Consider the following 21,976-nt stretch of genomic DNA (forward strand, 5'->3'; position numbering starts at 1 on the left):
TATTCCATCCACCCTTTTACCCACCCACCAGTGATTCCATACGGCGGTTGAGAATGGAGCAGCCTCAAGAACGCCTTTGACTAGCTTCAAAGCGGGATCTTGTGAGGAAAAGTAGACCGGCTCGATGCCACCAATGATGCCGTGTATTGAAATTTGCTGGGCCGTCGAAGCAGGTTTTCATCAACACACCGCGTTGCTAGCTCCCGCTTTTATGTCAATCTGAAAGCAAATCACCAAATTGACGGTCAACACCATTGGAAGTCTTGAACCCAATCTTTAAGAAGAAGAAAAAACAATTGGGGCTGGAAAAGCGTGGCAATCAAGAAAACAGAACTCTACGCGACACTATGGGCTAGCTGCGACGAACTGAGGGGAAGCATGGATGCCTCGCAGTACAAGAATTACATTTTGACTCTTTTGTTCGTCAAATATGTATCCGACAAATACGCAGGGCAGCCTTACGCGGAAATCGAGATCCCCGAGGGTGGATCGTTCTCCGACATGGTGGCAGCCAATGGGCAGACCGACATTGGCGAAAGATTGAACGTTGTAGTTGGCGCATTAGCATCTGCAAATGACATGGGCTGGCTTCAAAGCCCGGACAACGACTTCAATAATGAAGATCGCCTGGGCAAAGGCAAGGCGATGGTCGACCGGCTCTCGAAGCTGGTTCGCATCTTTGACGGGCTTGATCTCGGGAAAAACCGTGCTGATGGCGATGACCTTATGGGAGATGCCTACGAGTATCTCATGCGTCACTTCGCGACTGAGTCCGGAAAGAGCAAGGGGCAGTTTTATACCCCGTCAGAAGTTTCGACCATCCTCGCCAAGGTGCTGGAGATACCGGTCGATGCACCGCGTAGCACCACTGCCTACGACCCGACATGCGGATCTGGCTCTCTGCTGCTCAAGGTGAACGCCGAAACCCGGAACGGCCTGTCACTAAGAGGACAGGAAAAAGAACAAGCAACGTCTGCCCTTGCTAAGATGAACATGGTGCTGCACAACGCGCCGTCATCAGAGATTTGGCAGGACGATACCATCTCCGATCCCCATTGGAAAAACGCTGAAGGTAAACTCGAAACCTTCGATTTTGCTGTCGCCAACCCGCCGTTCTCTCTCAAATCTTGGGACAATGGCATCACCGTTGACGCGGATGAGTTCGACCGGTTCGAATATGGCCTACCGCCAGACAAGAACGGCGATTACGCCTTCCTTCTGCACGTCATCAAATCGCTGAAGTCCGAAGGGCGCGGGGCGGTCATTCTCCCTCATGGTGTTCTCTTCCGAGGCAACGCAGAGGCGGAGATCCGTCGTAAGCTTATCCAGCAGGGCTACATCAAGGGGATCATCGGGCTGCCCGCGAACTTGTTCTATGGCACCGGCATTCCTGCCTGCATTGTTATTATCGACAAGGGAGCCAGCGGGCATCAAAAACCGATCTTCATGATCGACGCCTCAAAGGGCTTCGTCAAAGACGGTAACAAAAACCGGCTGCGCGCTCAGGATATCCACCGGATCGTCGACACCTTCACCAACCAGATCGAGACTGACCGGTACTCGCGGCTTGTGCCCTTCGAGGAGATCGCTGCCAAAAACGAGTTCAATCTGAACATCCCTCGCTACATTGATGCCAGCGCGCAGGAGGACATCCACGATCTGAGCGCGCACCTCAAAGGTGGTATTCCGAACTCGGATATCGACGATCTACAGGCATACTGGGATGTTATGCCGGATCTGCGAGCGCAGCTTTTCGGACAGAGTGATCGAAAAGGATACTCTTCGCCACTCATCGCGCCGCGCGAAGTCAAGCAGACCATATTGAAGCATCCACAATTCTTGGCATTCAAAACCGCTGCTATGGCGCGGTTCGAGGCTTGGCGGGATCGGCAGAAACCGCGTTTGGAGCACGTCGGCTCGGATGACCATCCTAAAGAGTTGATCCACGAGATTTCAGAAGATCTGCTCGCCAGATTCCACGGGGCCGATCTGCTCGACAAGTATAACATCTACCAGATCCTCATGACCTATTGGGAAGAGGTGATGCAGGACGATGTCTATATGCTTGTTGCCGATGGCTGGGCAGCTGCAAGCACCTTACGCAAGCTGGTGCCTTACAAGGACAAGAGCGGGAATAATAAGTACCGGGAAGACGCGGACTTCGAGACCGGCACCGGAAAAAACAAGGTCAAGTGGCGCTCTGACATTGTCCGCCCGTATCTGGTCGTGGCGAAGTTCTTTGCGGCTGAGAAGGCGGCACTGGATGCTGCAACCCAAGCCAAGGACGACGCCATTGCCGCGCTGGAGGCTTTCATCGAAGACAACAGCGGAGAAGAAAGCCCGATAGAACGGGCGCAGGGTGATAACGGGAAATACGCCAAGGCGGAAGTAAAGCGGCAAATCAAAGAAGGCGGAGACCCTGAAGAGATAGCTGCGCTGCGGAAGCTGCTGGCTCTTCAGGAAGACGAAACCGCTGCGAAATCGACTGAGAAGAAGCTGAAAGAAGAGCTGGACGATCTGACCTTCGCCAAAATCCCGGCGTTGAATGAGGAAGAGTGCAAAGAGCTCACCGTTTCAAAAAAATGGCTGGCGACGGTTGAAGCGCAGATTGGAGAAGAGATTGAGCGTATGACCCAAAATCTATCCTCTCGTGTCCGCGAACTGGATGGACGTTATGCCCGGACGTTGCCGGAACTTGACGGCGAGGTGAGCAAGTTCTCTACGAAAGTGGAAGAACATCTACGCAAGATGGGGCTTTCGTGGTGACGGGCTTGAAGACACATGAAACCGAGCTTGGTTTGCTACCATGCGACTGGGAAGTTCTACCTGCCGATGACGTTTGTCACAAGGTTGTGGATTGTAAGAACAGGACTCCACCCGTTATCGATGGCGGCGATTTTGCAGTTGTGCGTACAACCAACGTGAGAAACGGACGTTTTGTAGAAGACGGCCTGCGCTTTACTGACGAAGAAAGCTTCAAGATTTGGACCAAACGGGCCATTCCTCAGACTGGCGACGTCATGATCACGCGGGAGGCTCCCTTGGGTGAAGTTTGCCTGGTGCCGGAGAACCACCGAGTTTGCCTCGGTCAACGCATGATGATGTATCGGCCTGACACCGACAAGGTCGGATCTGAGTATCTCTTGTACGCTTTGCTCTCAGAAAGAGTTCAGAGGAATCTGCGCGATAAGCTGGGTGGTTCGACCGTGGGGCACGCACGGGTCGATGACATACGTATGCTGAAGGTTCCAATTCCTCAGGATGTGCATGAGCAAGACGCTATCGCAAACGCTCTTTCAGACGTTGATGATTTGATAGCTGGGTTGGAGGCGCTGATTGCGAAAAAGCGCGATCTGAAAACCGCCACCATGCAGCAACTCCTCACCGGAAAAACCCGCTTACCGGGATTCGGCGGCGATTGGCAGGCCCTTACCCTTTTTGACGCAATGGATTGCCTCGACAATTTGCGAATTCCACTGAATTCAAATCAACGCAAAGCGATGCCGGGGGACATTCCGTACTGCGGTGCAAACGGTGTCGTGGACTACGTCGGTCGGCACACACATGAGGGAGACATAGTGCTCATTGCAGAGGATGGTGGGTACTTTGACGAGTATGCCACGAGGCCAATTGCATATAGGGTTTCCGGAAAGTCATGGGTCAACAACCACGCACATGTTTTGGTTGCGAAGCCCGGTTTTAGTCAGTCCTTCTTGTTTCATTCTCTTGTTCACAAGAACATCTTGGATTTTTTGGCCAGCGGTACTCGTGCGAAGTTGAACAAGGCTCAGATGTGGAAGATTCCGCTCTACTTGCCGGAGTGCGCCGATGAGCAGGCCGAAGTGGCCAGTGTTCTTGATGACATCGAGAATGAAATCGATGCCATCTCCACAAGGGTCAACAAAGCCAAAGCCCTCAAGCAAGGCATGATGCAGGAGCTGCTCACTGGGCGCACGCGATTGATTTAAGGACATTTTGATATGGTTGGCATTGGCGAATTAGAGCGCAAGACCCAGAATCGGGTGGTCCAGATATTCAAGGATCACTTGGGCTATGGCTATCTGGGCGATTGGCACGAGCGCAAGGGGAACAGTCATGTTGAAAAGGGACTGCTCACCGATTGGCTTAGCGCTCAAGGCCACAGCCCCACGGTTATTGCCCGCGTTCTGCGAGAAGTCGAAATCGCCTGCACGGTCGGGGGCGGCAATACGCTCTACGATGCCAACAAGGCATTTTATTCCCTGCTGCGCTATGGCGTGAAGGTCAAAGACGAAGGGCAGGATCAAAACCAAACCGTTTGGCTGATCAACTGGACCGAGGTCGACAAGAACAGCTTCGCCATCGCCGAAGAGGTCTCGATTAAAGGCGAGAACACCAAGCGTCCTGACGTGGTGATCTACGTCAACGGGCTGGCGCTGGCGGTGATCGAACTTAAGCGTTCCAGTGTGTCGGTAGGTGAAGGCATCCGCCAAAACATCACCAACCAAGAGGGCCAGTTCATCCGCGACTTCTTTACGTCGATGCAGTTCTGTTTCGCTGGAAATGACACAGAAGGCCTGCGCTACGGCACCATCGGCACGCCCGAGAAGCACTACTATCGCTGGAAGGAAGACGTCGAAAACACCTTCGACAGCCCGCTGGATTACGAATTAAGCCTGATGTGCGGCAAGGCACGGCTGCTGGCGCTGATCCACGACTTCATCGTTTTCGACAAGGGCATCAAGAAGCTCGCCCGTCACAATCAGTACCGGGGAGTAACCAAAGCACATGAGTACATCCATGGCAGGCGGAACGGGATCATCTGGCACACGCAGGGCTCAGGTAAGAGCCTTACGATGGTCTGGTTAGCTAAGTGGATCAGAGAGAATGTCCAGAACCCGCGTGTGGTGGTGATCACTGACCGAACAGAGCTGGATGATCAGATCGAGAAGGTCTTCAAAGGCGTGGATGAGGAGATCTATCGGACCAAAAGCGGTGATGATCTGATCTCTGCCCTGAACAGCAAAGAGGAGTGGCTGATCGGCTCGCTGGTCCACAAGTTCGGACGACAAGGCGAGGCGAGCGAAGAAATGGCAATGGACGCGTATCTGAGCGACCTTAAAAGTGCCTTGCCGTCTGACTTTGAGGCGAAAGGCGAGATCTTTGTCTTTGTCGATGAGTGCCACCGGACACAATCTGGCAAGCTCCACGAGGCAATGAAGGCCATTCTTCCGAAAGCAACCTTCATCGGTTTCACGGGCACACCGCTACTCCACACGGATAAGCGCACCACGATGGAAGTGTTTGGCACGTTCATCGACGAGTATCGTTTCGACGAGGCCATTGAAGACGAAGTCGTGTTGGACCTGCATTATGACCCTCGGGACATCGATCAAAACGTGTCGTCTCAGGACAAAGTCGATCAGTGGTTTGAGGCAAAGACGCAAGGCCTTACAGCCTCTGCGAAGGCGCAGATCAAGCTTCGTTGGGGTACGATGCAGAAGCTGCTTTCCAGTCAAGGACGCTTGGAAGAGATCGTCAAAGACATCGTTTTGGATATGAACACCAAACCCCGCTTGGTGAACGGTCGCGGCAACGCCATGCTTGTGTGTTCGAGCATTTACGAAGCCTGCAAAGTTTACGAAATTGCGCAAAATGCGAGCGAGCTGAAAGGGAAATGTGCGGTCATTTCAAGCTATGCTCCGCAGACCAGCGACATCGCCAATGAACATACAGGACAAGGCGATACTGAGACGATTTTCAAGTACAACACCTACCGCCGAATGTTGGCTGAGTTCTTCGAAGAGAGCGAAGACACTGCTATGAGCAAGGTCGAGGAGTTCGAAGCGAAAGTGAAGCAAAGGTTTCTTGAAGAACCGGCGCAAATGCGCTTGCTGATCGTCGTGGACAAACTTCTCACCGGATTTGACGCTCCGTCGGCGACATATCTTTATATCGACAAGAAGATGGAGAACCATGGCCTCTTCCAGGCTATTTGCCGGGTGAATCGACTAGATGGCGAGGACAAGGACAAAGGCCATATCGTCGATTACAAGGATCTTTTTAACTCGCTAGGCTCAGCGATTGTCGACTACACAAGCGAAGCTTTTTCTGGCTACGAAGAAAGAGACATCACTGGGCTTTTGGCTGATCGATTGGAGCGCGGCAAGGAACGCTTAGACGATGCAAGGGAAGCAATTAAGGCGCTTTGTGAGCAAGTCGCTCAACCGAAAGAATTTGAGAATTATAGAGATTATTTCGTCGGCGATCTTTTGGACAAAGCAGCAGTCGCACTCAACGAAAACAAACGTATAGCACTTTATAGGTGTACCGCTACATATACGCGCGCTTTTGCCAATCTAGCGAACGAGATGATCAGCGCTGGTTACACGTCTCCGCAAGAAGCCGCGATTAAAGCTGAGGTTTACGAGTTCAGTCACCTTAGTGGTCAGATCAAGCTGGCTAGTGGCGATTTTGTCGATATGAAGCAATTTGAGCCTGCCATGCGTCAGTTGCTCGACATGTATGTTCGAGCAGAAGACAGCGAAAAGCTAACAGATTTTGAGGACATGGGTCTTATCGAACTTGTCGTAAAGTCTGACATTGAAACCCTCTTGGACACCAAGGAAACGCCTTTCGAATCCGAAGACGCTATGGCTGAGGCAATCGCGACAAATGTCAGCCGAAGGATTATCGATGAGCGACCCGTCAATCCTGCATACTATGATAGAATGTCTGACGTCTTGGTATCGTTGGTTGAGGAGCGTCGACAGGACGCAATAGACTACAAGACCTTTCTCGAAGCGGTGAAACAGCTTGCGGAACAGTTTAGCAGTTCCGGTGGAGCAGGGTTTGCAGATTACCCTGAATGTGTCGACACAGCAGGTAAAAAAGCTTTGTTCGACAATTTTGGGAAAGACCCAGATTGGGTGCTTAAGGTCGTGCAAGCGGTCATGACCGCAAAAACTGCTGGTTGGGTTGATTCACCGATGCCGCAACCCAAACGAGCGGTCATGAAGGCGATCTATGACGCTGTCGGCGAACTACATGATCCAAAAGAAGTTCTTGATATCGTGATGGCTCAAAATGAGTTCAAGTAAAACCAATCTGAACGTCTCTGACATGAGGGTCGAGTTTATCAGGAAGGACATCAAGAACGTTCATTTGTCGGTTTTACCACCAGACGGGAAAGTACGGCTTTCAGCTCCCATGAATATGACGGAGGACAGCGCACGCCTTGCAATAGTTACCCGCTGGAGTTGGATCAAGAAAAAGCAAAAGCAGTTCGCTTCCCAAAGACGCGAGACACAGCGTGAATTTGTTGATGGAGAAACCCACTATTTCGACGGGAATAGGTATCTCTTGAAAGTGGTGGAAACCACCAGTCGCGCCTCAGTGAAGATCAAAGGAAACGGGCGCATTGAATTGAGTTGCCCCAAGGGAGCCAGTCGGCAAGCTCGCCAAAAGGCATTTGATTTCTTTTATCGATCCTACCTTCAGGCTCTTATCGAGAGAAAGCTCAATCAATACTGTTCCGCTCTGTCGGTAGAGCGTCCAAAAGTGCAGATCCGTCGAATGAGGACCAAGTGGGGGAGCTGCACTGCCGTTTCGAGGCGGGTTCTTGTCAATCTTGAGTTGGCAAAGAAACCCGCAGCTTGTTTTGAGTATATTCTGGCTCATGAGCTGGTGCATCTTCGGGTCAGACGCCACAACGACCAGTTTAAATCACTATTGGAAGACGTTATGCCTGATTGGAGGCAGCGTCGGGACTTATTGAATTCCTTGCCTCTAGCGTATGACGAATGGGATTACTAAAAGTGAGTTTTTGCTGAAAGACTGAGTTTTCGTGCTCCATATTGGTCGTGAATTCTGCCAGCTCGCTCGTTCTCGACAGGTCCGAAGTATTTCGCTGTCAACTAGTCGCGTCCACCAGCACGCCATGCTATCGGCTTGAGGTGTCGAACTTTAGTTCCTCATTTACGAATGCCTGGAGGTGAACGGTTGTCAGGTTGCAGACCAGGTTTTTGAGGTTCGCTTTCTGTTTTAAGAGATTTGCGCAACATCGCTGAAAGCTTCATCATTAAATTTGGGTCAGCAATATCAGGTGGGGCGTCAATGTTTGAACCAGTCAGGTTGTTGTTGAGGTTGCACGCAAGCTTTCGCGCCAATGGCTCCAGATCGGCAGCAGCAAGATCCAGCTCAGCCTCCTCTCCCTTTAACTCTTGGCGATCACCGATAGGATTCGCAGAAGCGCATTCATTCGCATGATCAACTCGTTGTTGTTCAGGTGAATCTGTTCTTGCCCGTTGATGATCTCCAAAAGTAAATCTCGGATTGGGATCTCGTTCGAGATCTGGTTTTGGTTCGCTGGATCTGAGGTCATGTAAAATCTCCTGTGCTTCCTCAATAAATTTAGGCACTTCTGCGGCTCTTACTCGCAAAGTGCGGTTTGCGTTTTGGGGCTTGATGCCCTCGCCAAGCTCGATGTTTATCCGGCTGCGGCCCCTGCCTTCCTGAACAGCAGGAGCCAGCTCTAAGGCCTGATCATGGATCAACTCAGCCAGTGCGCGGGCCTGCTGATCACGTGGAAGCTCGGCCAGCTCTTTGAGCTGCTGGCGTAGTCCCGGCAGGTCAAAATTCTGACGCTTGGCTTGCTGATGTTCATTGTGGCTGAAAGCGGCCCAACTGGCGTGTTCCAGTTTTGCCACCTGCTGCGCGTAATCGGCGCGGTCCATCTCCTCAAAACGTTGAGCCACAAAATTATTGTGTGCGCCGCTTACCAGTTTGTGACCGAAATCCAGCTCAAGGAAACGGCTGACCACTTCGTCTCGGCATTTGGACTTGTACATTTTGTACGTCTTACCCGTGTCGCTATCGGCAGCTGGTCGCACCCAATGCCCGTGCTGCTGAATTGTGCCATCAGATCGGCGGCTTTCATGGATCACGAAAGATTCAGGATCGTCAGGATTAATGCCGTATTCATTCCTGATAGCTTCAAGCGTCTGTTCCCACTCGGCTGGCGTCAGTTCCTGGCTCGGTGATATGATGATGTGCAGCAAGCCGTTCTTACGGTTTTTAAGCTGCGCAAAATCGTCAGCGACCAAGAGCTGATCGCTGCTGTCCTTCAAAACATGGACATTCTCATTGTCACCCTTTCTCGTGACATAGGAGCAAATGCGGGGGCCATCCCCCGCTTTTATTGTGCCGGTTTTGATGATCATTTTGCGGCTGGCCTCAGCTTCGCAAACTCGGCCTTCAGCTCGTCCAGAGGCTCGGCCCATGCTTCAAGGCCATCCCTTACGGCCTTGTGCATTGCGCCGATTTGAGTGGCGTTGAGGATGCCGCTTTTCTCGGCTCGATTGATCGCGGCCTGACACTGATTGATGTTGGTGCCGATCCCGACTAACTGCCGGACGATTGCCTCCAGTTTGCTGGCATCAGGCAAGCTGTGATCAGTCTCACCGAGTATTCTAAGCCGTCCGTATTCCGACTTAGAAAGCTCGTGCTGGTGCGCCATGGATTTCACTCGCGCATCCTGTTCAGGCGTCAAGTGAATCTTAAGCGTCTTGGTTTTCGGGGCAACCGGGGCCAATGGGGTCTCTGGTGCAATCGGGGCCATTAAAAAAGTCCTTATTTTTTTATGCGGCCTGTTGGGGGTGAAGGGGGAGCAATGCTCCCCTTTCCAAGTGTTCGGATGGCCCTTTAGGGTCAGACGATCCCACTTGCTTCCCTTATTCGGGCCTCTGAATATTAAGTTGTCGGGAATCCGAAAAATGCAAATACGTCATGGGGATAGAGGGACCAAAGGGGCAAACGAGGCCATTCGTGCCAAAGAGACAAGGCATGACAAAGAATGATCAGATTCAACGGTGGTTAATCAGGCTGGTAATTGGTGAATAAGGATTGCGCCAGCTCGATGATTTGGCAGCTCTTGAGGCGATGAGAGAGGCGCGTATTGCCTATCGACGGTTCAAGGAACTGGAAGACCAGAAGGACGCAGCAGAGGCCGCTATGAAGGCCCAAGGATCGGTGCAGGCCCGCGCATTAATGAGACACGGTGAGGTCACTAATCTACTGTGGCCTGGTCCTGAGTATCGTGCAAGGTTTCGGAAAGATTAACACCGGGTTGCTCTGTACCTCCTGCTGCGCACCTGAATTGGAGGCAAAGGAGGCCAAAAATGATAAAGAAATCAGACGTAGAGCATGAAGATTATTTTGCGTTTAAACGGGCGTATGAAATCTTTTTTCGTGAGCAAGTTGGATTGCTGGAAAAGCTCATTGATCAGGAGGCCATAAACGGACGCAAACTGGATGCGTTGCTTGCTGTTTTTGGTGCCGCTTCTGAAAAGCTGGGGGCGAAAAAATGAGGGCGCTTTTGATTGGAATGTTTGGTATGGGCATTATACTAACCATGAAGCTGAAAACGCATATGAGAGAGGCTGTCCGGGCGTCTGCTGGCCGGAATATCCCGGCCAACACTGCCGTTAATCGTGCCACTGCTGCCGGGATGCTTGCCGCGTTTGCCATGCTTTCCAGAGCAAAGCGCGATGTGGCCTTTTACAGTCGATTGAACATGTGAAGAGTTTTGAGGCGGGCCATGTGACCCGCCTTGCTGCCTATACGGCAGTGAAAAATAGCCATCCCGAGAATGGCTGAAAGCCTCGGACACCAGCTTAGGAGCAAAAACAGCTTTTGTTTCCTTAGTAATCACGTCCGAAAACATAGCTTAAGTCCAATAAACACGCATATAGAATTCAGGTGTTTTGTCTTCAACAAGAAAACCACTTAAGTATATGTTTTTATTAAATTGTTACCCATGTGGATAACAATCAACTTAGGGCTTCATGGCGTCGTTGATGATCTTGTCAATGTCGATGCCATCTGAGCCTAACCCGGTGTCGTCGGGGTTCCAGCGGTCGCCCATCTCTTCGAGTAGTTCAACCATGCGTTTCCCTGTTACCGCTTGGGCCGCTTTCCACCAGTCGGATGAGCAGCGGCCAAGGTGAGCAATGGAATCTTCGATTTCCGACAAGGGTTTTTGATAGGTCATTTTGCGGGCCTCCTTTTTTACCCGTCAAGCAAATGTGCGGGCGCGTGCAAGGAACCGTAAAAAAGGGGCGCTGACTGCCCCATGAATATTCTCGAAGAATTGCCGTATGAACCCCAATAAACCTGCCGCCCAACCCCGTTAAGATCTTGCATCCAGACCGATGGCCCCTATCACCGTGCCACCGGTTTCCTAGCAGGAAAGGCCCTCATTGCTGACGTTCGGCGCGGGTTTGAAAGTTGGCAACTTATGCACTTAGGCTTGGCTTGACTTGGACGAAACCGATCACGCGGCATGTGAGCCCGTGGCGAATGCTTCCGCTGTGCAGAACGCCTCAATTTTGCTAACGGCGCGCCTCTATGACGATTCAGACTCTTTCAATCTTATGACATTTGGTTTCGAAGTCAGATCAATCGCGACATCTAACGGTATCGGGATTATCCCATGCATCTCGCGCAATGCTGCTGGAGACCGCCAAGTACATTAGGTACAGTGTATCCTCATTTTTAGGGAACTTCTTGATTTCCCCATCCTGATTTTCGAACCCAACTTCCATAAGCGTTTTGATGGCTTCGGCCATTAGGATTGAGCTGTCGTCGAACGTAAAGTCAGTGTCCGGTTCAACATTGCACTTACGTGCGACAAAGAACCAATCATGAACAATAAATACCGGGCCGTACGCCCAAGGCGAGAAACGGTTGATAGCGTGAAGGGGAAGCGGAATGCTCCCGCCATCTGTGTCCATCGGGCCTGGTGTAATACGTCTTCCTTCCGAGGTGATGTAGCTAAAACCTGATCCGGCATAAACAAATGTTGGGCGACCTTTCACATCGTCATAGGTATCCCAAGTCACGGTTGGAGCGCCTACAAATTGCCCAGTGCCTAACTTGTTGTAAAATCGATCAGCCAAGAAAAGTGTTGCTAGGGATTCATCATTGCTGATGTCGACTTCAGGCTCCGCTTGGATAGCTCTTTCAAGTTCCTCCTGAACCGCTGCTGCTAGGTCCTCTGGGAACATATCAATTGCTTGTGCCGTTAATTGATATGGATTTGAAAACTGCTCGGCATTTGCAGCGCCCACCGGGGCAAGATGGATTGCTAACATGGCCGTCAAAAGTGTTCGGCCAAACGCGTAAAGTATGTGTCTCATGAAAAATGCCCTCTGGTAAAAATGTCTGCGACTAGTGTCTCATATCCGACTAGATTTTCAAGTGCAGGTTGCGCATACTTGGAGCACATTTGATACCCAACGACTTGTAAGCATCCTTTACACTAGGAGGGATGAATGTTCCATTTTTTCAATAGATTATATGCGCTCTCTGGGTTCGCCATAATTGCGCTTTCGGTGTCGTCAGTGCGGGCCGAGGCACAGCAATACTCCATACAGTCTATGATCGATTGCCTTGCGCCCAGCCAGATCGACATCGTCCCTAGGTATGACTTTTATAAACCCAACATTGGAACATCACCGCGTGTCGATTGGTGGAGCCTAGGCAACCAGTTCGAACCAGTCAGGCCAGAAACCGTAAGGCCAGGGATCGAGTATTTCGAACCTGGAAAGTGGTATCAACCCCAGCCGGATGCCATCATTGACTATAACGACATCACTCAAGGCTATCAGGGTGGAATTACCCAATACGATTGGGAAGGTCCGACGGTTAGAAACCCGGCGCTAGAGTACTTTCAGAACCGCAGTATTTATCCTGAAATCGAAATCCAACCAGGTGCGGGGATTTGGAATCGTAGATATGATATCGAAAGCCCTTACGAGAATTTTAATCAGAATTTCAATAACTATAATGATGTGCCAGAACTGGGCGCAGGCAATAGACAGCGAACGAATGAGATTTTTGCAGACCTTCAAAGGGAATGGAATTTCTCTCTGGAGGAGTGGAATGAGCAGCCAATTGAAGCTTATGTCGAAGACGTTTTGCCTAAGTTTCCGTGTCCTGACGTTCCCGCAGAGCCCCAGCGACCTCAGTTCTTGCCCGGTGAAGGTGAAGGGTGCCCGACATGTGCGACTACAGAGCCCGGCACTGTTGCAACGGGCGTGACATCCGGAGCCGTCGCATCGTTGCCTTCTAGTGCATCTGCTGCCGTTGTCGGGTACGCAGAAAGTGATGAGGGTAGGAAATGCTCGCAGTCCTACATTGATGGTCGAAAACCTTTCATGTTTGCGGTTTCTACTGCCGTTTGGCAGGAACAATATAAAGCTATCGAAGACTTTCTTGAGCATTGCCTTACGGTCACGGAAACGTCATCACTTATCGATCTCGTTGATCCAGGTGTACTGGGTGAACTATCGCAAGTGGTTCTGCGTGATCGTGGTGAGATTTATAATCAGGTTGTGCAGTACAATTTCGTTCCGGGCGCACCTGGAAACTGTCATGGCCTCTTAACAAGAAATGGTCAGGGAAGCCTCGTATTTCTCACAGCCCGTCACTGCCTAGTCAAACCAAAAGAGCTGGAAACCGCGCCATTTGATAGCTTCGAAGTGCGTAACTTAGCCGGAACATCGTTGCGGTTCGTCGCTTGCGCCCAATGGGAAATGTTGGAGGAAAAAGACTTTTCCAGCGCAGAAGATCAACTTGTCTTGCCAGTCTGTTCAGTGATCAGATTGAGTGATGGTGCGGATATCGCTAACAGCGTAGGTAGAGTTGCCATGGATGCTGAGGTTTCCAACGGTGATCGATTGCTCATTGCCAACCGCATTCGATTTATCGACAAACAATCTGACCTGGCTCGGTTAATACCTTCTTTGGCTTCAGAGGAACGCTTTCTGTTTGCAGAGGATGATACACCGCTATGCATGGTGTTTGAAACTCAATCTCCATATTTGATGCACAATTGCCAAACGGAACGTGGATCAAGCGGAGCTCCAATTTTCAAGATCATTGAGATCGAAGGAAAGGTCACGCTAGCGCTCGTCGGCATCCATGCGGGCTTCACGGCAGAGTTGGGTAATCAGACCACAATCGATCCGCAATACATCCGGAATTATGGTCTGGTTGTAAATCGTAGTTAGTGACGTATCCGTGCGTTTCAGTGAGAGTAAATCGGAAAACAAAAGTCAAAAAAATCGGCGGCCGGCGGGGATGGCTCAATGCTGCCTTTCTTTGCTGTAGGCATAGGCTGGTTGTGAGCCCTGACCAAACTTTCATCAGCGGCCCGAGCTCCGCTCATGCAGCATTACGCGGACCACCTTAGGGACGCAAGTTTAAGAAGCAGGTTGATAGAAATGCATGGACAATTCCTAAATCTGAGTGAAGCCGACCTCGATAAGAACATCTACCGCATCATGAAACAGGACTATGTGTTTGATCTGTTCAACAAGAAAACCAACGTTCTGAGCCAGGTTCACAATTGGAAGGACAAGTTTGAGAACTTTCAGATGCGGCTGGGTGGAACACTTAATGGTGAGCGGTTCACATACGGATTTAAAGATGATTTTGTCGGTCAATGTTGGACGACATCCTATCTATCAGAAGCCATGTGGGGTATCTATGCCAATGACCCTAAACAGCGGTTTCTTCGGATACGTACTACGCCGAGAAAACTGCTGTCCGCGCTAGAATCTGCTCACCCAGAAATGCCGCAAGACACATGCTTTGTCGGAAAAGTCTCATATGCGAGGGAAAATGAGCTTCGGAAATTCGCGGAGAACGAGGGTTCACTCGAAGTAAACTCAAAGCGCTTTGCGAGCGCCCTGCTTTTGAAGAGAAAAGCGTTCAGACACGAAAGTGAAGTCCGCATTTTGTATTTTGGATCGTCTAAGGACTACGATTCAAAGGGGCTCTATCGCTATGAAGTGGACCCGCATTCAATGATCACTCAGATCATGGCGGACCCCAACCGTGATCGTTCAGTTTGGATTTCTGACAAACAAACCATTCGTAGCAAGACTGGTTTCTTAGGATCGATCAAGCGTTCGAAGATCTACGATCCACCGGAATGGAATCCCCCCAATTACATACGGTAAGATTTGCCTAGAACTTAGCTACAATCAGAACAACGGGGGAAGACCTTTGATGGCGGTGGCAAGCCACTTCACGGCCAGAATGCCAACTGTGGTCACACCGGCAATAATCGCCGCAGCTAGAGCCTTGCTTCCCTGACTTTTCACCTGATTTTTGGTCATCACCAAGAAATCCGTGATTTCTTCTTTCACGGTTTGGAAGACACCGGCAGATTCAACCACTGCTTCAATATCGGGTTCTTCGGATTCCAATTCATTCTGAAGAATCGTTATGTTGTTTGTGACCACTACCGAAATGTTTGCTGGTAAAACCATTTCATTTGGTGGGTGGTTGTGGCCGATGCCTCCGTGAGCAGGAGTTGGTGACGCCCTGGCAACCAGTGGCTTTAATTCCTCAAGAACGGCCAAAAGGTCTGCTTTGGCGCTGGTTTCGTCGTCGCTACCAAACTTTGGTCTCGCACCCTCTGAAATCAGTTTTCTTAGGTCGCCGAGCGAAGGCTGCTCAGCTTCTCTTTCGGTCGATGCATCATCATCTCTGCGCCGCATGTCAGGATGATTTCTACTTGGTGCCCATTCGATGATTCCGTCTTTATCCTGTACAATTTTAACAGCGGCCTCAATTTCATCGTCAGAAGCCACATAGGAAAAGTTGTCCCCTATCTGCTCGGAGGCGTCATAGGGTCCGCCCCAAATGTACTCGTAGTTGTAAGGACTTTCCTTATCTATGGCATATGGCGTTTGGTTTTGCGGGTCTTCGAACATCGACAAGAACCACTCGACCATGTGGTTAATCCGGTCTTCGCGATCAAGTCGTTTTAGATCTTCCTCTTCCTCATCGGCGCTAGCGCCCTCGAAATCGAAGTTGCCGTCGTCTCGCGTCTCTTCGTGCTCCAAGCCGTAAGTAAAGTCTTGAACTAAAGTGTTGGCGCCAACATCCGTGGACTGCATGTTTTCGATACCCACAGGGTACTCCCACAAGTTCCATGTCAGAGTGCCCAAGCTTTCGTGTTCGATGCTCGCTTGATAGTGCGTTTCAGGTCCCATCAAACGATCACTACCGCCGACGGCATCCCATACCAGTTCATCCGCTTCAATATCAAATTCTTCGCCCGTCTCAGGGTCAGCAACAACTGCTGTTCCGCTACACTCAATAGTCATAGGAGAATTCCGAATTTCAGTTTCAAGACTTCTAGTCGAAAGATACGCACAATCTGGGTTCTACATCTGCCCGCCAAAATTTCCCAAGTAAGAAAATTCTTGGGTTACGAGCTTTCAGACACACGAGCCATTGACAACTTAGTTGGGACAGAACCCCACCTCTGCTTATGGGAAGCCGCAACGCGGCGTGCAAGAACACATAAAATTTTCGCATTAAGGGGCGGGTGTTCGCAGATTGCCGGGTGAGCAGGACACTTGACCCGGACTCAAGAATGCCCCCAGCAAAAAGCCAAAGCTGGGGGTATTTTCTGTCTCAGGTTTCGCGGCCATGGCGTTCAGCCCAGATCATATCAAGCTCACGCCAGTGCGGGTTTTTGCGGCGATACTCAACAATCCTTTCTTGCTCGCGTTTCCAGCGGTGTGATTGAAGTGCAAGCTTTTCATCAAGAGTTAGATGAAATTCTGGGTGCGTCGGCTGCTTCTTGGGGTCGAGCTGATCAAGTAAGCTTTCAAGAGCGTCATCTGTGAATGTCCTCGCCATTACTCTACCTTCGCCAGCCGCTTGAAATAGATAGAAAGCTGCTCGTGCGCTTCGCCCCACATATTGAGTTTATAGAGGTACTGTCGTTGCTGGTCGGTCAGATTGTCTGTCGGCACCTGTTGCGACATTTCTTCAAGCTCATTCATCAGTTCGTCTGCTTGTCGTTCGTAGAAGTCGATCCGCTCCATCTCTTCGAACATCTTGTCGAAAACGGTCGCCGTCGTTTTTGTGGTCATTGGTAGTTTCCTGTTTTTGTTTTTTTGAAGTCTTACGTTCAGCAGGTTGACAGCGAGTTTGCTGTTCTTTTCGATAAGCTGCTCTAATCTGATCTGCTTTGCATCGGCGGTAGCGGTGTCACCACTTTGGATACCCTACATTTTGAAAGTATGATCGTAGTGCTCGGACCCGTCGGCCAACGGCTCTAAAAGGCTGCATTTCTTGGCATACAGAAAGCGCAAATGGCGCTCACTGTAATACAAGTCAGTCCACCCGGAGGCTTCTTCGGCGGCGTCGAATGCTTTGGCAATCTCGTCGTCGATATTGTCGAGGTCGAGTAGATCGTATTGATATTCAGACATATTTTCTCCTTGTTCTGTGGGTATGACGCGTGCTGCAAATGATGATTTTGTAGTCTCAGGAAAGACCGCGGGAGATTGTGAATCTCCCCTTGCGCGCGTGGTTGCCTTCGATTGTGCCTTGGGGGGCATCGTAGTTTCGGCGTGCAAGGCGACCACCGAATTCCCGCCCTCTCTCGGGTTTTCGAACGTTGTCCACAAGCTGACCACGGAAAACTCTCTGGGAAGGCTCGGATTTTCCGCAGTACGCAGCTATCCAATAACCGGGGAAAGGGGCGTTCCCCTTTCCGTCATCGATGGCAACGTGCCAAGATTCAAGCTCACCAACCGCGATCTCTCCTCTTGTTTTTTTGTGGCTATTGCGACCACCACCTTTTTTTGCCTCTCCAGTCGCCCTCTCAAGAAAAGCAAGAAATCCACCTAGATATTGGTTTGGAAGGTGAAGGCCTATGTGAAGGTGCTCGCCTTCCGCATCGGTGCTTTCTCGGGTCCAGAAATATGCAGTGGGAAATCGACGAGTTGGTCGTTTCGACCAGCGCCTTAGTTGACCGATGAAAAGCTTGACCCCTTCATATCCCCCCGGAGAAACAAGCGGGCAGTTTCCGTATTGGAGAGTGGAAGCACGAATGGTTGCTAGCGTGTTTATTTCGTGGCCCTTTTTGAAGCCGACCCAAGCTGCATCCATCAGCTTATCTTGAGTGCCAACTTCAAGGGCGTTCGAAACCTTGGGCCCTGCGATTGAGCTAGAATTCAATTGCTTCGAGCTATAAGCTTTCAGCCTATTAGAATTGGATTCCAAACAACGGTTGTACGTCCAATGAAGCGCGCGATCTTCTATATATAGGGGGGGTGTTCGCAATTCGGCGTTTTCGTTGGGTGCCCCGGTTCTAACGCTGGCACTATGGTGACTCTTTTCGGTTGAATTTAGAGCGGGTTGTGCTGTCTCAGGTTGTTGGTTCGTGTTCATTTTCATTTCGCAGCAAGAAGCCAGCCGCCCAAAACGGGCGAGCTTAGCTGTGGATTTCGGATAAGGTGAAAACGCTCAGTGTGACGTCTCATAGAGACCGACACTGCTGTTGCAGGTGGCTACCGAGGTTAGGTTGAGCGGATCGAGCTTAGAACTGCACTACAGGGTGCAGTTAACCATCGCCTCGTCAATCTGGCTTTCGAGCCAGTACAGCCGTCCACCTAGTTTGGTTGGCTTAGGCAGCCGACCAAACTCGATGTCGAGGTAAATGGCCGAGCGAGAACGGCCACCTAGTTTGCTACGAAGTTCAGAAAAGTTAAGATAACGCATGATACCATCCTTTTTTTGTTAGGGTCGCGACTGCTTGCCGAAGCTCGCAAACCCATATTCAAGATCGCCTCGGATGGTTCGATGATGTCCAACTTTGCCACTTGTGTCGTTTGTTATAAATTCAGGCGTATTTTTTCACAAAGTTCCGAACGCCAGTTTTCGTCGATTTGAAGTTTCGCTTTGCCCCTGGAAACACTCTCTTCAAGTGAGGTCATTTGCACGTTTCTTGTGAAAACGGGTTTGTTACTAAAGATTTTTGGATTGAAGTTTTCAGCAGTGATCGCTTTTTCAATCACGAAGCGGTTTGTTGCAGTAACACCAACGCTGGGATCGAAATCCATTTCGAACCCGCTTGCGACGGCCACCCGCAAAAGATGCCAGCAATGAAAGGCACGTTGGCTATCTTTGTCTGCCAAAGCGTGTCGTCCGTTTTTAGGCCTTCCCCGGCTCTTTTTTTTCTGCTTTGCAATGGCCTCATCTGCATTTAGAACCAATTGCATTTCATAAAGAAGGCCATTGAGAACCAGCTGATATGCCCGTTCTGATCCTTCCACACTCTTCAGGATTTCACCCATTGAGTCCGGTCCTACCTGCCCATCATCACGGATCAAAAGAGATGCATAAGCTCGGGTAGCAAGGTCAGCGCGATACCCGATAAACGCCCAGCGCGTGGCCTCCTCTGTAGCTCCGTGCCCTAGTCCGGGAACAAATTCCGGACTTGGGTCAGGAAAAGACCAGTCGAACCCAGACATTTCGGCGAGCGCGGCTTCAACCCACGTATTTACTACAATTTTTTTATTGTCCTTCTTTGACAATTCTAAGTACCTTTCCTTCATTTTCCACAACATGCAACGCCCAACGATCCATTATGACACGCCGTTGTTCCAAGTAGTCTGTACGCCTGTATGCTCGCTCTACAGTTGACCCAACAACGTGCGCAAGGACTGCCTCAGCAATATCCTGAGGAGTGTCCGTAGTCTCCGCGATCCAAGTACGCAAACTAGACCGGAAGCCGTGTGGTTTTTCCGTCATTCCGCGCCGCTTCATAAGGCCCGACATCGTACCGTCCGAGATCACTCCTTTACGCTGGGAAGGAAAAAGAAAACCTTCGCGTTCGAATGGTCTAGCCAGTTCGATTACCTTTAAAGCTTCTCTGGAAAGCGGAACGCGAAAGTCATCTGTCTTCCCTTTAAGGCCCTTCATCGATTCAGCGGGAATTGTCCAAACGTCTCCGACAATCTGGTCTGCGTGAATGTAGCGAAGGGGATAGGATCGCACTCCAGTCAAAATAAGTAGGCGTAAGGCAAGGTTTGAAACCGAAAGCTCTGTCAGCGTTGAATAGAACGCTGGGACGTCAGACCAAGGCATCGCTTCAACGCGCTTGGGTTTATGACGAGATTTCCCGAGTAAAGCTTGAGCTTTCTTGGCGGCACCTACATCGACATCGAGCCCAAGCGCAGCCCCGTGCTGCAAAACTAATCCTATTCTGTTTAGGGCTTTACGAGCGGTTTCAGCCTTCGTGTGCCAAATAGGAGCTAGAACGTCTTTAATGTCACGTTGGTCGATTTCCTCAATGGGAACCTTCCCGAGTTTTGGAAGCACGTGCAGCTCAAGCGGTGAAAACCATCGGCCCGCTTTGCCATCGCCCTTTAGCTCCGCCTTTTTGGCCTCAAAGGTTTCTTCAGAAATTATCCGAAGTGTCGTATCGGCGCGGCTCGCTTCTCGTACCTTACGCTCCCTTTCTTTGATTGGATCAACACCAGTTTTGGCCAGAGCACGCCAATGGTCTGCAAGCTCACGTGCCATCTTAAGTGAAACGTGTTGAACTCCCCCAAGTCCCATTTCTCTTCGACGGCCATGGATAGCTACGCGAAGTATCCATTGGGCACCACCATCTTCTCTCTTGTGAAGCCATAACCCACCTCCGTCACAATGCTTGCCGACTGGAGCTGACTTGACAAATGCCGCAGAAAGCCTGTGTTTGCCAGCCATATCTATCCCCCTTTTTATCCACCCTTTAGTATTGGATAGAGTTGGACAGAGCAAGACAATCTAGGACAGTTAAGGTGCTGTAAAATAGCATTTTTTGAGATCGCTTGGCAAGCTTGGTCAGCCATGAACAACAGTTCGTTGCCGTGTGGGGGCACCACTCATAAATCAATTACTTACGCGACTTATCCGCTCACCCGTTGCTCCACTCACGATGTGCTGGGGGACATATGGGGGACAAAAGCACCATTTTTGCGGCATTTGACCAAGCTCACAGGAATCGAAGCCCTGGCTCTGCCCAGCGCCTTTTGCTGCATAACCTTCCCGCCCGTCAGGCTTAACCGTTATTTCCCGTTAAAATATCGGTCAAACATGAAACAACCGGCCCAAATTAGGACCGACTGCAGGCGTTGGGAGCTCGGTGTCTTTGCCAAAAAAATTCGCCAGACCCAGCATCCCGTCAAGCCTGGCTTGGGTCAATTCTAAATTCCGTTCTAAGGTATTGTTAGGTCGCGATAAAACTCTTTCCGTGCTTTAGTGATGTAATCCGGAGAGAGTCATCATGATCAATTGGGAAATCTCTTCGCTCCAATAATACCCTTAAATCAGTCCAGTCTGCCAGGCCAAAGTGTCGAGACTTTTCCCTAGCGCTAAAAGCCAAGATTTCCAAAGCGCGCTCCATTACAAGCTTGCGTTTATCCAAAGCAAACAGATCAATGTCTTTTGGAGACAAACCAAAGGTTCTGAAAGCAAGAGAAAGCGGCACTTTTAAAGAGTACCTTGGTGCATCAATAAAGAGTCGGCTCTTCAGAAAAGGAGGAACGGGAACTTTTCCTTTTCTTACGACCAAAACGTTGTTTTTTTCACCGTCGATGGCATTTGAAAGAGCTTCAGACAGTTCCTCTCTACACCATCGGGAGTTCTGAGAGTTGGTGCTAAGTACAATGCAAAATAAACCCGCAGAATTTATGGCTTGCCCGATGCGGTCGAACAGCGAGTCTCCAACCTGCAATTCCCAGTCAGAAAACCACGGCTTAACTCCCATAGCTTCGAGGTCTTGGGCAAGTCTTCGCACATACTCTTTATCCTTGCTGCTATGACAAAGAAATATGTCGCGAAGTGATAAATCAATTTGCATCTTGCCAACTCCCAAAGCCAAAACCACCAGTAAGTGTTATTCAGAACAGGATTACTTTCAGTATGAACTAGAAATATGTGTATCGCGTTGAAGATGTGCAAGTTCGAACCCGGAATTGCCACTGGCCTATTTCAAAAATTCTATGAATGATTTTTTTTGTTTTTTGGCGCGGGCTGACTGTTCACCCTCGCGCCACCACCAACGGCGGTTCCTTTGGAAACGACCGAATATCAAACCACTTGAAGCACGTGCCATCAGCGTTGCGCTTGTCACCCA

The 21,976-nt window shown here is 50.3% G+C and carries 21 protein-coding genes; 8 read left to right on the forward strand and 13 right to left on the reverse strand.

The annotated features are described in order from the left end of the window. Positions 1–312 precede the first annotated feature (312 nt). The 4 genes from ACR0EZ_RS23655 to ACR0EZ_RS23670 are packed head-to-tail and all read left to right on the forward strand — an operon-like array spanning position 313 to position 7,794. Positions 313–2,766 carry a type I restriction-modification system subunit M gene (locus tag ACR0EZ_RS23655; protein ID WP_480617239.1) on the forward strand — a complete coding sequence of 818 codons (2,454 nt, stop codon included), beginning with the start codon at positions 313–315 and terminating at the stop codon, positions 2,764–2,766. A 5-nt stretch (positions 2,767–2,771) separates the two neighbouring features. After that, positions 2,772–3,968, forward strand: coding sequence for a restriction endonuclease subunit S (locus ACR0EZ_RS23660; RefSeq protein ID WP_480617240.1), 1,197 nt, complete (start codon positions 2,772–2,774; stop codon positions 3,966–3,968). A gap of 12 nt (positions 3,969–3,980) precedes the next feature. Then, entirely contained in the window at positions 3,981–7,079 is a 3,099-nt protein-coding gene (locus ACR0EZ_RS23665) for a type I restriction endonuclease subunit R (RefSeq protein WP_480617241.1), read from the forward strand. A gap of 22 nt (positions 7,080–7,101) precedes the next feature. Then, entirely contained in the window at positions 7,102–7,794 is a 693-nt protein-coding gene (locus ACR0EZ_RS23670) for a M48 family metallopeptidase (RefSeq protein WP_480617259.1), read from the forward strand. A 158-nt stretch (positions 7,795–7,952) separates the two neighbouring features. Here the strand turns inward: ACR0EZ_RS23670 and ACR0EZ_RS23675 are convergent, their stop codons facing one another. Beyond that, on the reverse strand, positions 7,953–9,200 hold the full coding sequence (locus ACR0EZ_RS23675) for a hypothetical protein (RefSeq protein ID WP_480617242.1): 1,248 nt from the start codon (positions 9,198–9,200) through the stop codon (positions 7,953–7,955). Continuing rightward, positions 9,197–9,571, reverse strand: a complete 375-nt coding sequence (locus ACR0EZ_RS23680) for a plasmid mobilization protein (RefSeq protein WP_480617243.1) — start codon at positions 9,569–9,571, stop codon at positions 9,197–9,199. The genes ACR0EZ_RS23675 and ACR0EZ_RS23680 overlap by 4 nt, the downstream gene beginning before the upstream one ends. A 586-nt stretch (positions 9,572–10,157) precedes the next feature. Between ACR0EZ_RS23680 and ACR0EZ_RS23685 the strand changes: the two genes are divergently transcribed. Continuing rightward, positions 10,158–10,346, forward strand: coding sequence for a hypothetical protein (locus ACR0EZ_RS23685; RefSeq protein ID WP_480617244.1), 189 nt, complete (start codon positions 10,158–10,160; stop codon positions 10,344–10,346). Between the two features lie 44 nt (positions 10,347–10,390). Then, positions 10,391–10,558 carry a hypothetical protein gene (locus ACR0EZ_RS23690; protein WP_480617245.1) on the forward strand — a complete coding sequence of 56 codons (168 nt, stop codon included), beginning with the start codon at positions 10,391–10,393 and terminating at the stop codon, positions 10,556–10,558. Positions 10,559–10,813: 255 nt separating this feature from the next. On the opposite strand, the gene ACR0EZ_RS23695 is transcribed toward ACR0EZ_RS23690, so the two are convergent. After that, positions 10,814–11,029, reverse strand: a complete 216-nt coding sequence (locus ACR0EZ_RS23695) for a hypothetical protein (protein ID WP_480617246.1) — start codon at positions 11,027–11,029, stop codon at positions 10,814–10,816. 406 nt (positions 11,030–11,435) lie between these two features. Then, the gene (locus ACR0EZ_RS23700; RefSeq protein WP_480617247.1) at positions 11,436–12,176 is read right to left on the reverse strand and encodes a hypothetical protein; all 741 of its coding nucleotides are present in this window, start codon (positions 12,174–12,176) and stop codon (positions 11,436–11,438) included. A gap of 135 nt (positions 12,177–12,311) precedes the next feature. Between ACR0EZ_RS23700 and ACR0EZ_RS23705 the strand changes: the two genes are divergently transcribed. Together ACR0EZ_RS23705 and ACR0EZ_RS23710 are read left to right on the forward strand one after the other, a co-directional pair. Then, complete coding sequence (locus tag ACR0EZ_RS23705; protein ID WP_480617248.1) at positions 12,312–14,051, forward strand: trypsin-like serine peptidase; 1,740 nt, start codon at positions 12,312–12,314, stop codon at positions 14,049–14,051. A gap of 213 nt (positions 14,052–14,264) precedes the next feature. After that, positions 14,265–15,005 carry a hypothetical protein gene (locus ACR0EZ_RS23710; RefSeq protein ID WP_480617249.1) on the forward strand — a complete coding sequence of 247 codons (741 nt, stop codon included), beginning with the start codon at positions 14,265–14,267 and terminating at the stop codon, positions 15,003–15,005. 24 nt (positions 15,006–15,029) lie between these two features. Here the strand turns inward: ACR0EZ_RS23710 and ACR0EZ_RS23715 are convergent, their stop codons facing one another. The 9 genes from ACR0EZ_RS23715 to ACR0EZ_RS23755 all read right to left on the reverse strand — a co-directional run bounded on the left by ACR0EZ_RS23715 (position 15,030) and on the right by ACR0EZ_RS23755 (position 21,700). After that, positions 15,030–16,160, reverse strand: coding sequence for a hypothetical protein (locus ACR0EZ_RS23715; RefSeq protein WP_480617250.1), 1,131 nt, complete (start codon positions 16,158–16,160; stop codon positions 15,030–15,032). Positions 16,161–16,473: 313 nt separating this feature from the next. Beyond that, complete coding sequence (locus ACR0EZ_RS23720) at positions 16,474–16,701, reverse strand: hypothetical protein (protein WP_480617251.1); 228 nt, start codon at positions 16,699–16,701, stop codon at positions 16,474–16,476. Then, the gene (locus ACR0EZ_RS23725) at positions 16,701–16,937 is read right to left on the reverse strand and encodes a hypothetical protein (RefSeq protein WP_480617252.1); all 237 of its coding nucleotides are present in this window, start codon (positions 16,935–16,937) and stop codon (positions 16,701–16,703) included. The genes ACR0EZ_RS23720 and ACR0EZ_RS23725 overlap by 1 nt, the downstream gene beginning before the upstream one ends. 135 nt (positions 16,938–17,072) lie before the next feature. Further along, entirely contained in the window at positions 17,073–17,279 is a 207-nt protein-coding gene (locus ACR0EZ_RS23730; RefSeq protein ID WP_480617253.1) for a hypothetical protein, read from the reverse strand. Positions 17,280–17,334: 55 nt separating this feature from the next. Further along, entirely contained in the window at positions 17,335–17,961 is a 627-nt protein-coding gene (locus ACR0EZ_RS23735; RefSeq protein WP_480617254.1) for a hypothetical protein, read from the reverse strand. Positions 17,962–18,402: 441 nt separating this feature from the next. Next, entirely contained in the window at positions 18,403–18,573 is a 171-nt protein-coding gene (locus ACR0EZ_RS23740) for a helix-turn-helix transcriptional regulator (protein WP_480617255.1), read from the reverse strand. A 113-nt stretch (positions 18,574–18,686) separates the two neighbouring features. Continuing rightward, positions 18,687–19,388 carry a hypothetical protein gene (locus ACR0EZ_RS23745; protein WP_480617256.1) on the reverse strand — a complete coding sequence of 234 codons (702 nt, stop codon included), beginning with the start codon at positions 19,386–19,388 and terminating at the stop codon, positions 18,687–18,689. Then, positions 19,369–20,565, reverse strand: coding sequence for a tyrosine-type recombinase/integrase (locus tag ACR0EZ_RS23750; protein ID WP_480617257.1), 1,197 nt, complete (start codon positions 20,563–20,565; stop codon positions 19,369–19,371). Before ACR0EZ_RS23750 ends, ACR0EZ_RS23745 begins: the two co-directional genes overlap by 20 nt. 502 nt (positions 20,566–21,067) lie before the next feature. Beyond that, a complete protein-coding gene (locus ACR0EZ_RS23755) occupies positions 21,068–21,700 on the reverse strand; it encodes a toll/interleukin-1 receptor domain-containing protein (protein ID WP_480617258.1) in 633 nt (210 codons plus the stop codon). Positions 21,701–21,976: the final 276 nt, after the last annotated feature.

The sequence above is a fragment of the Ruegeria sp. AK4 genome (assembly GCF_056541025.1).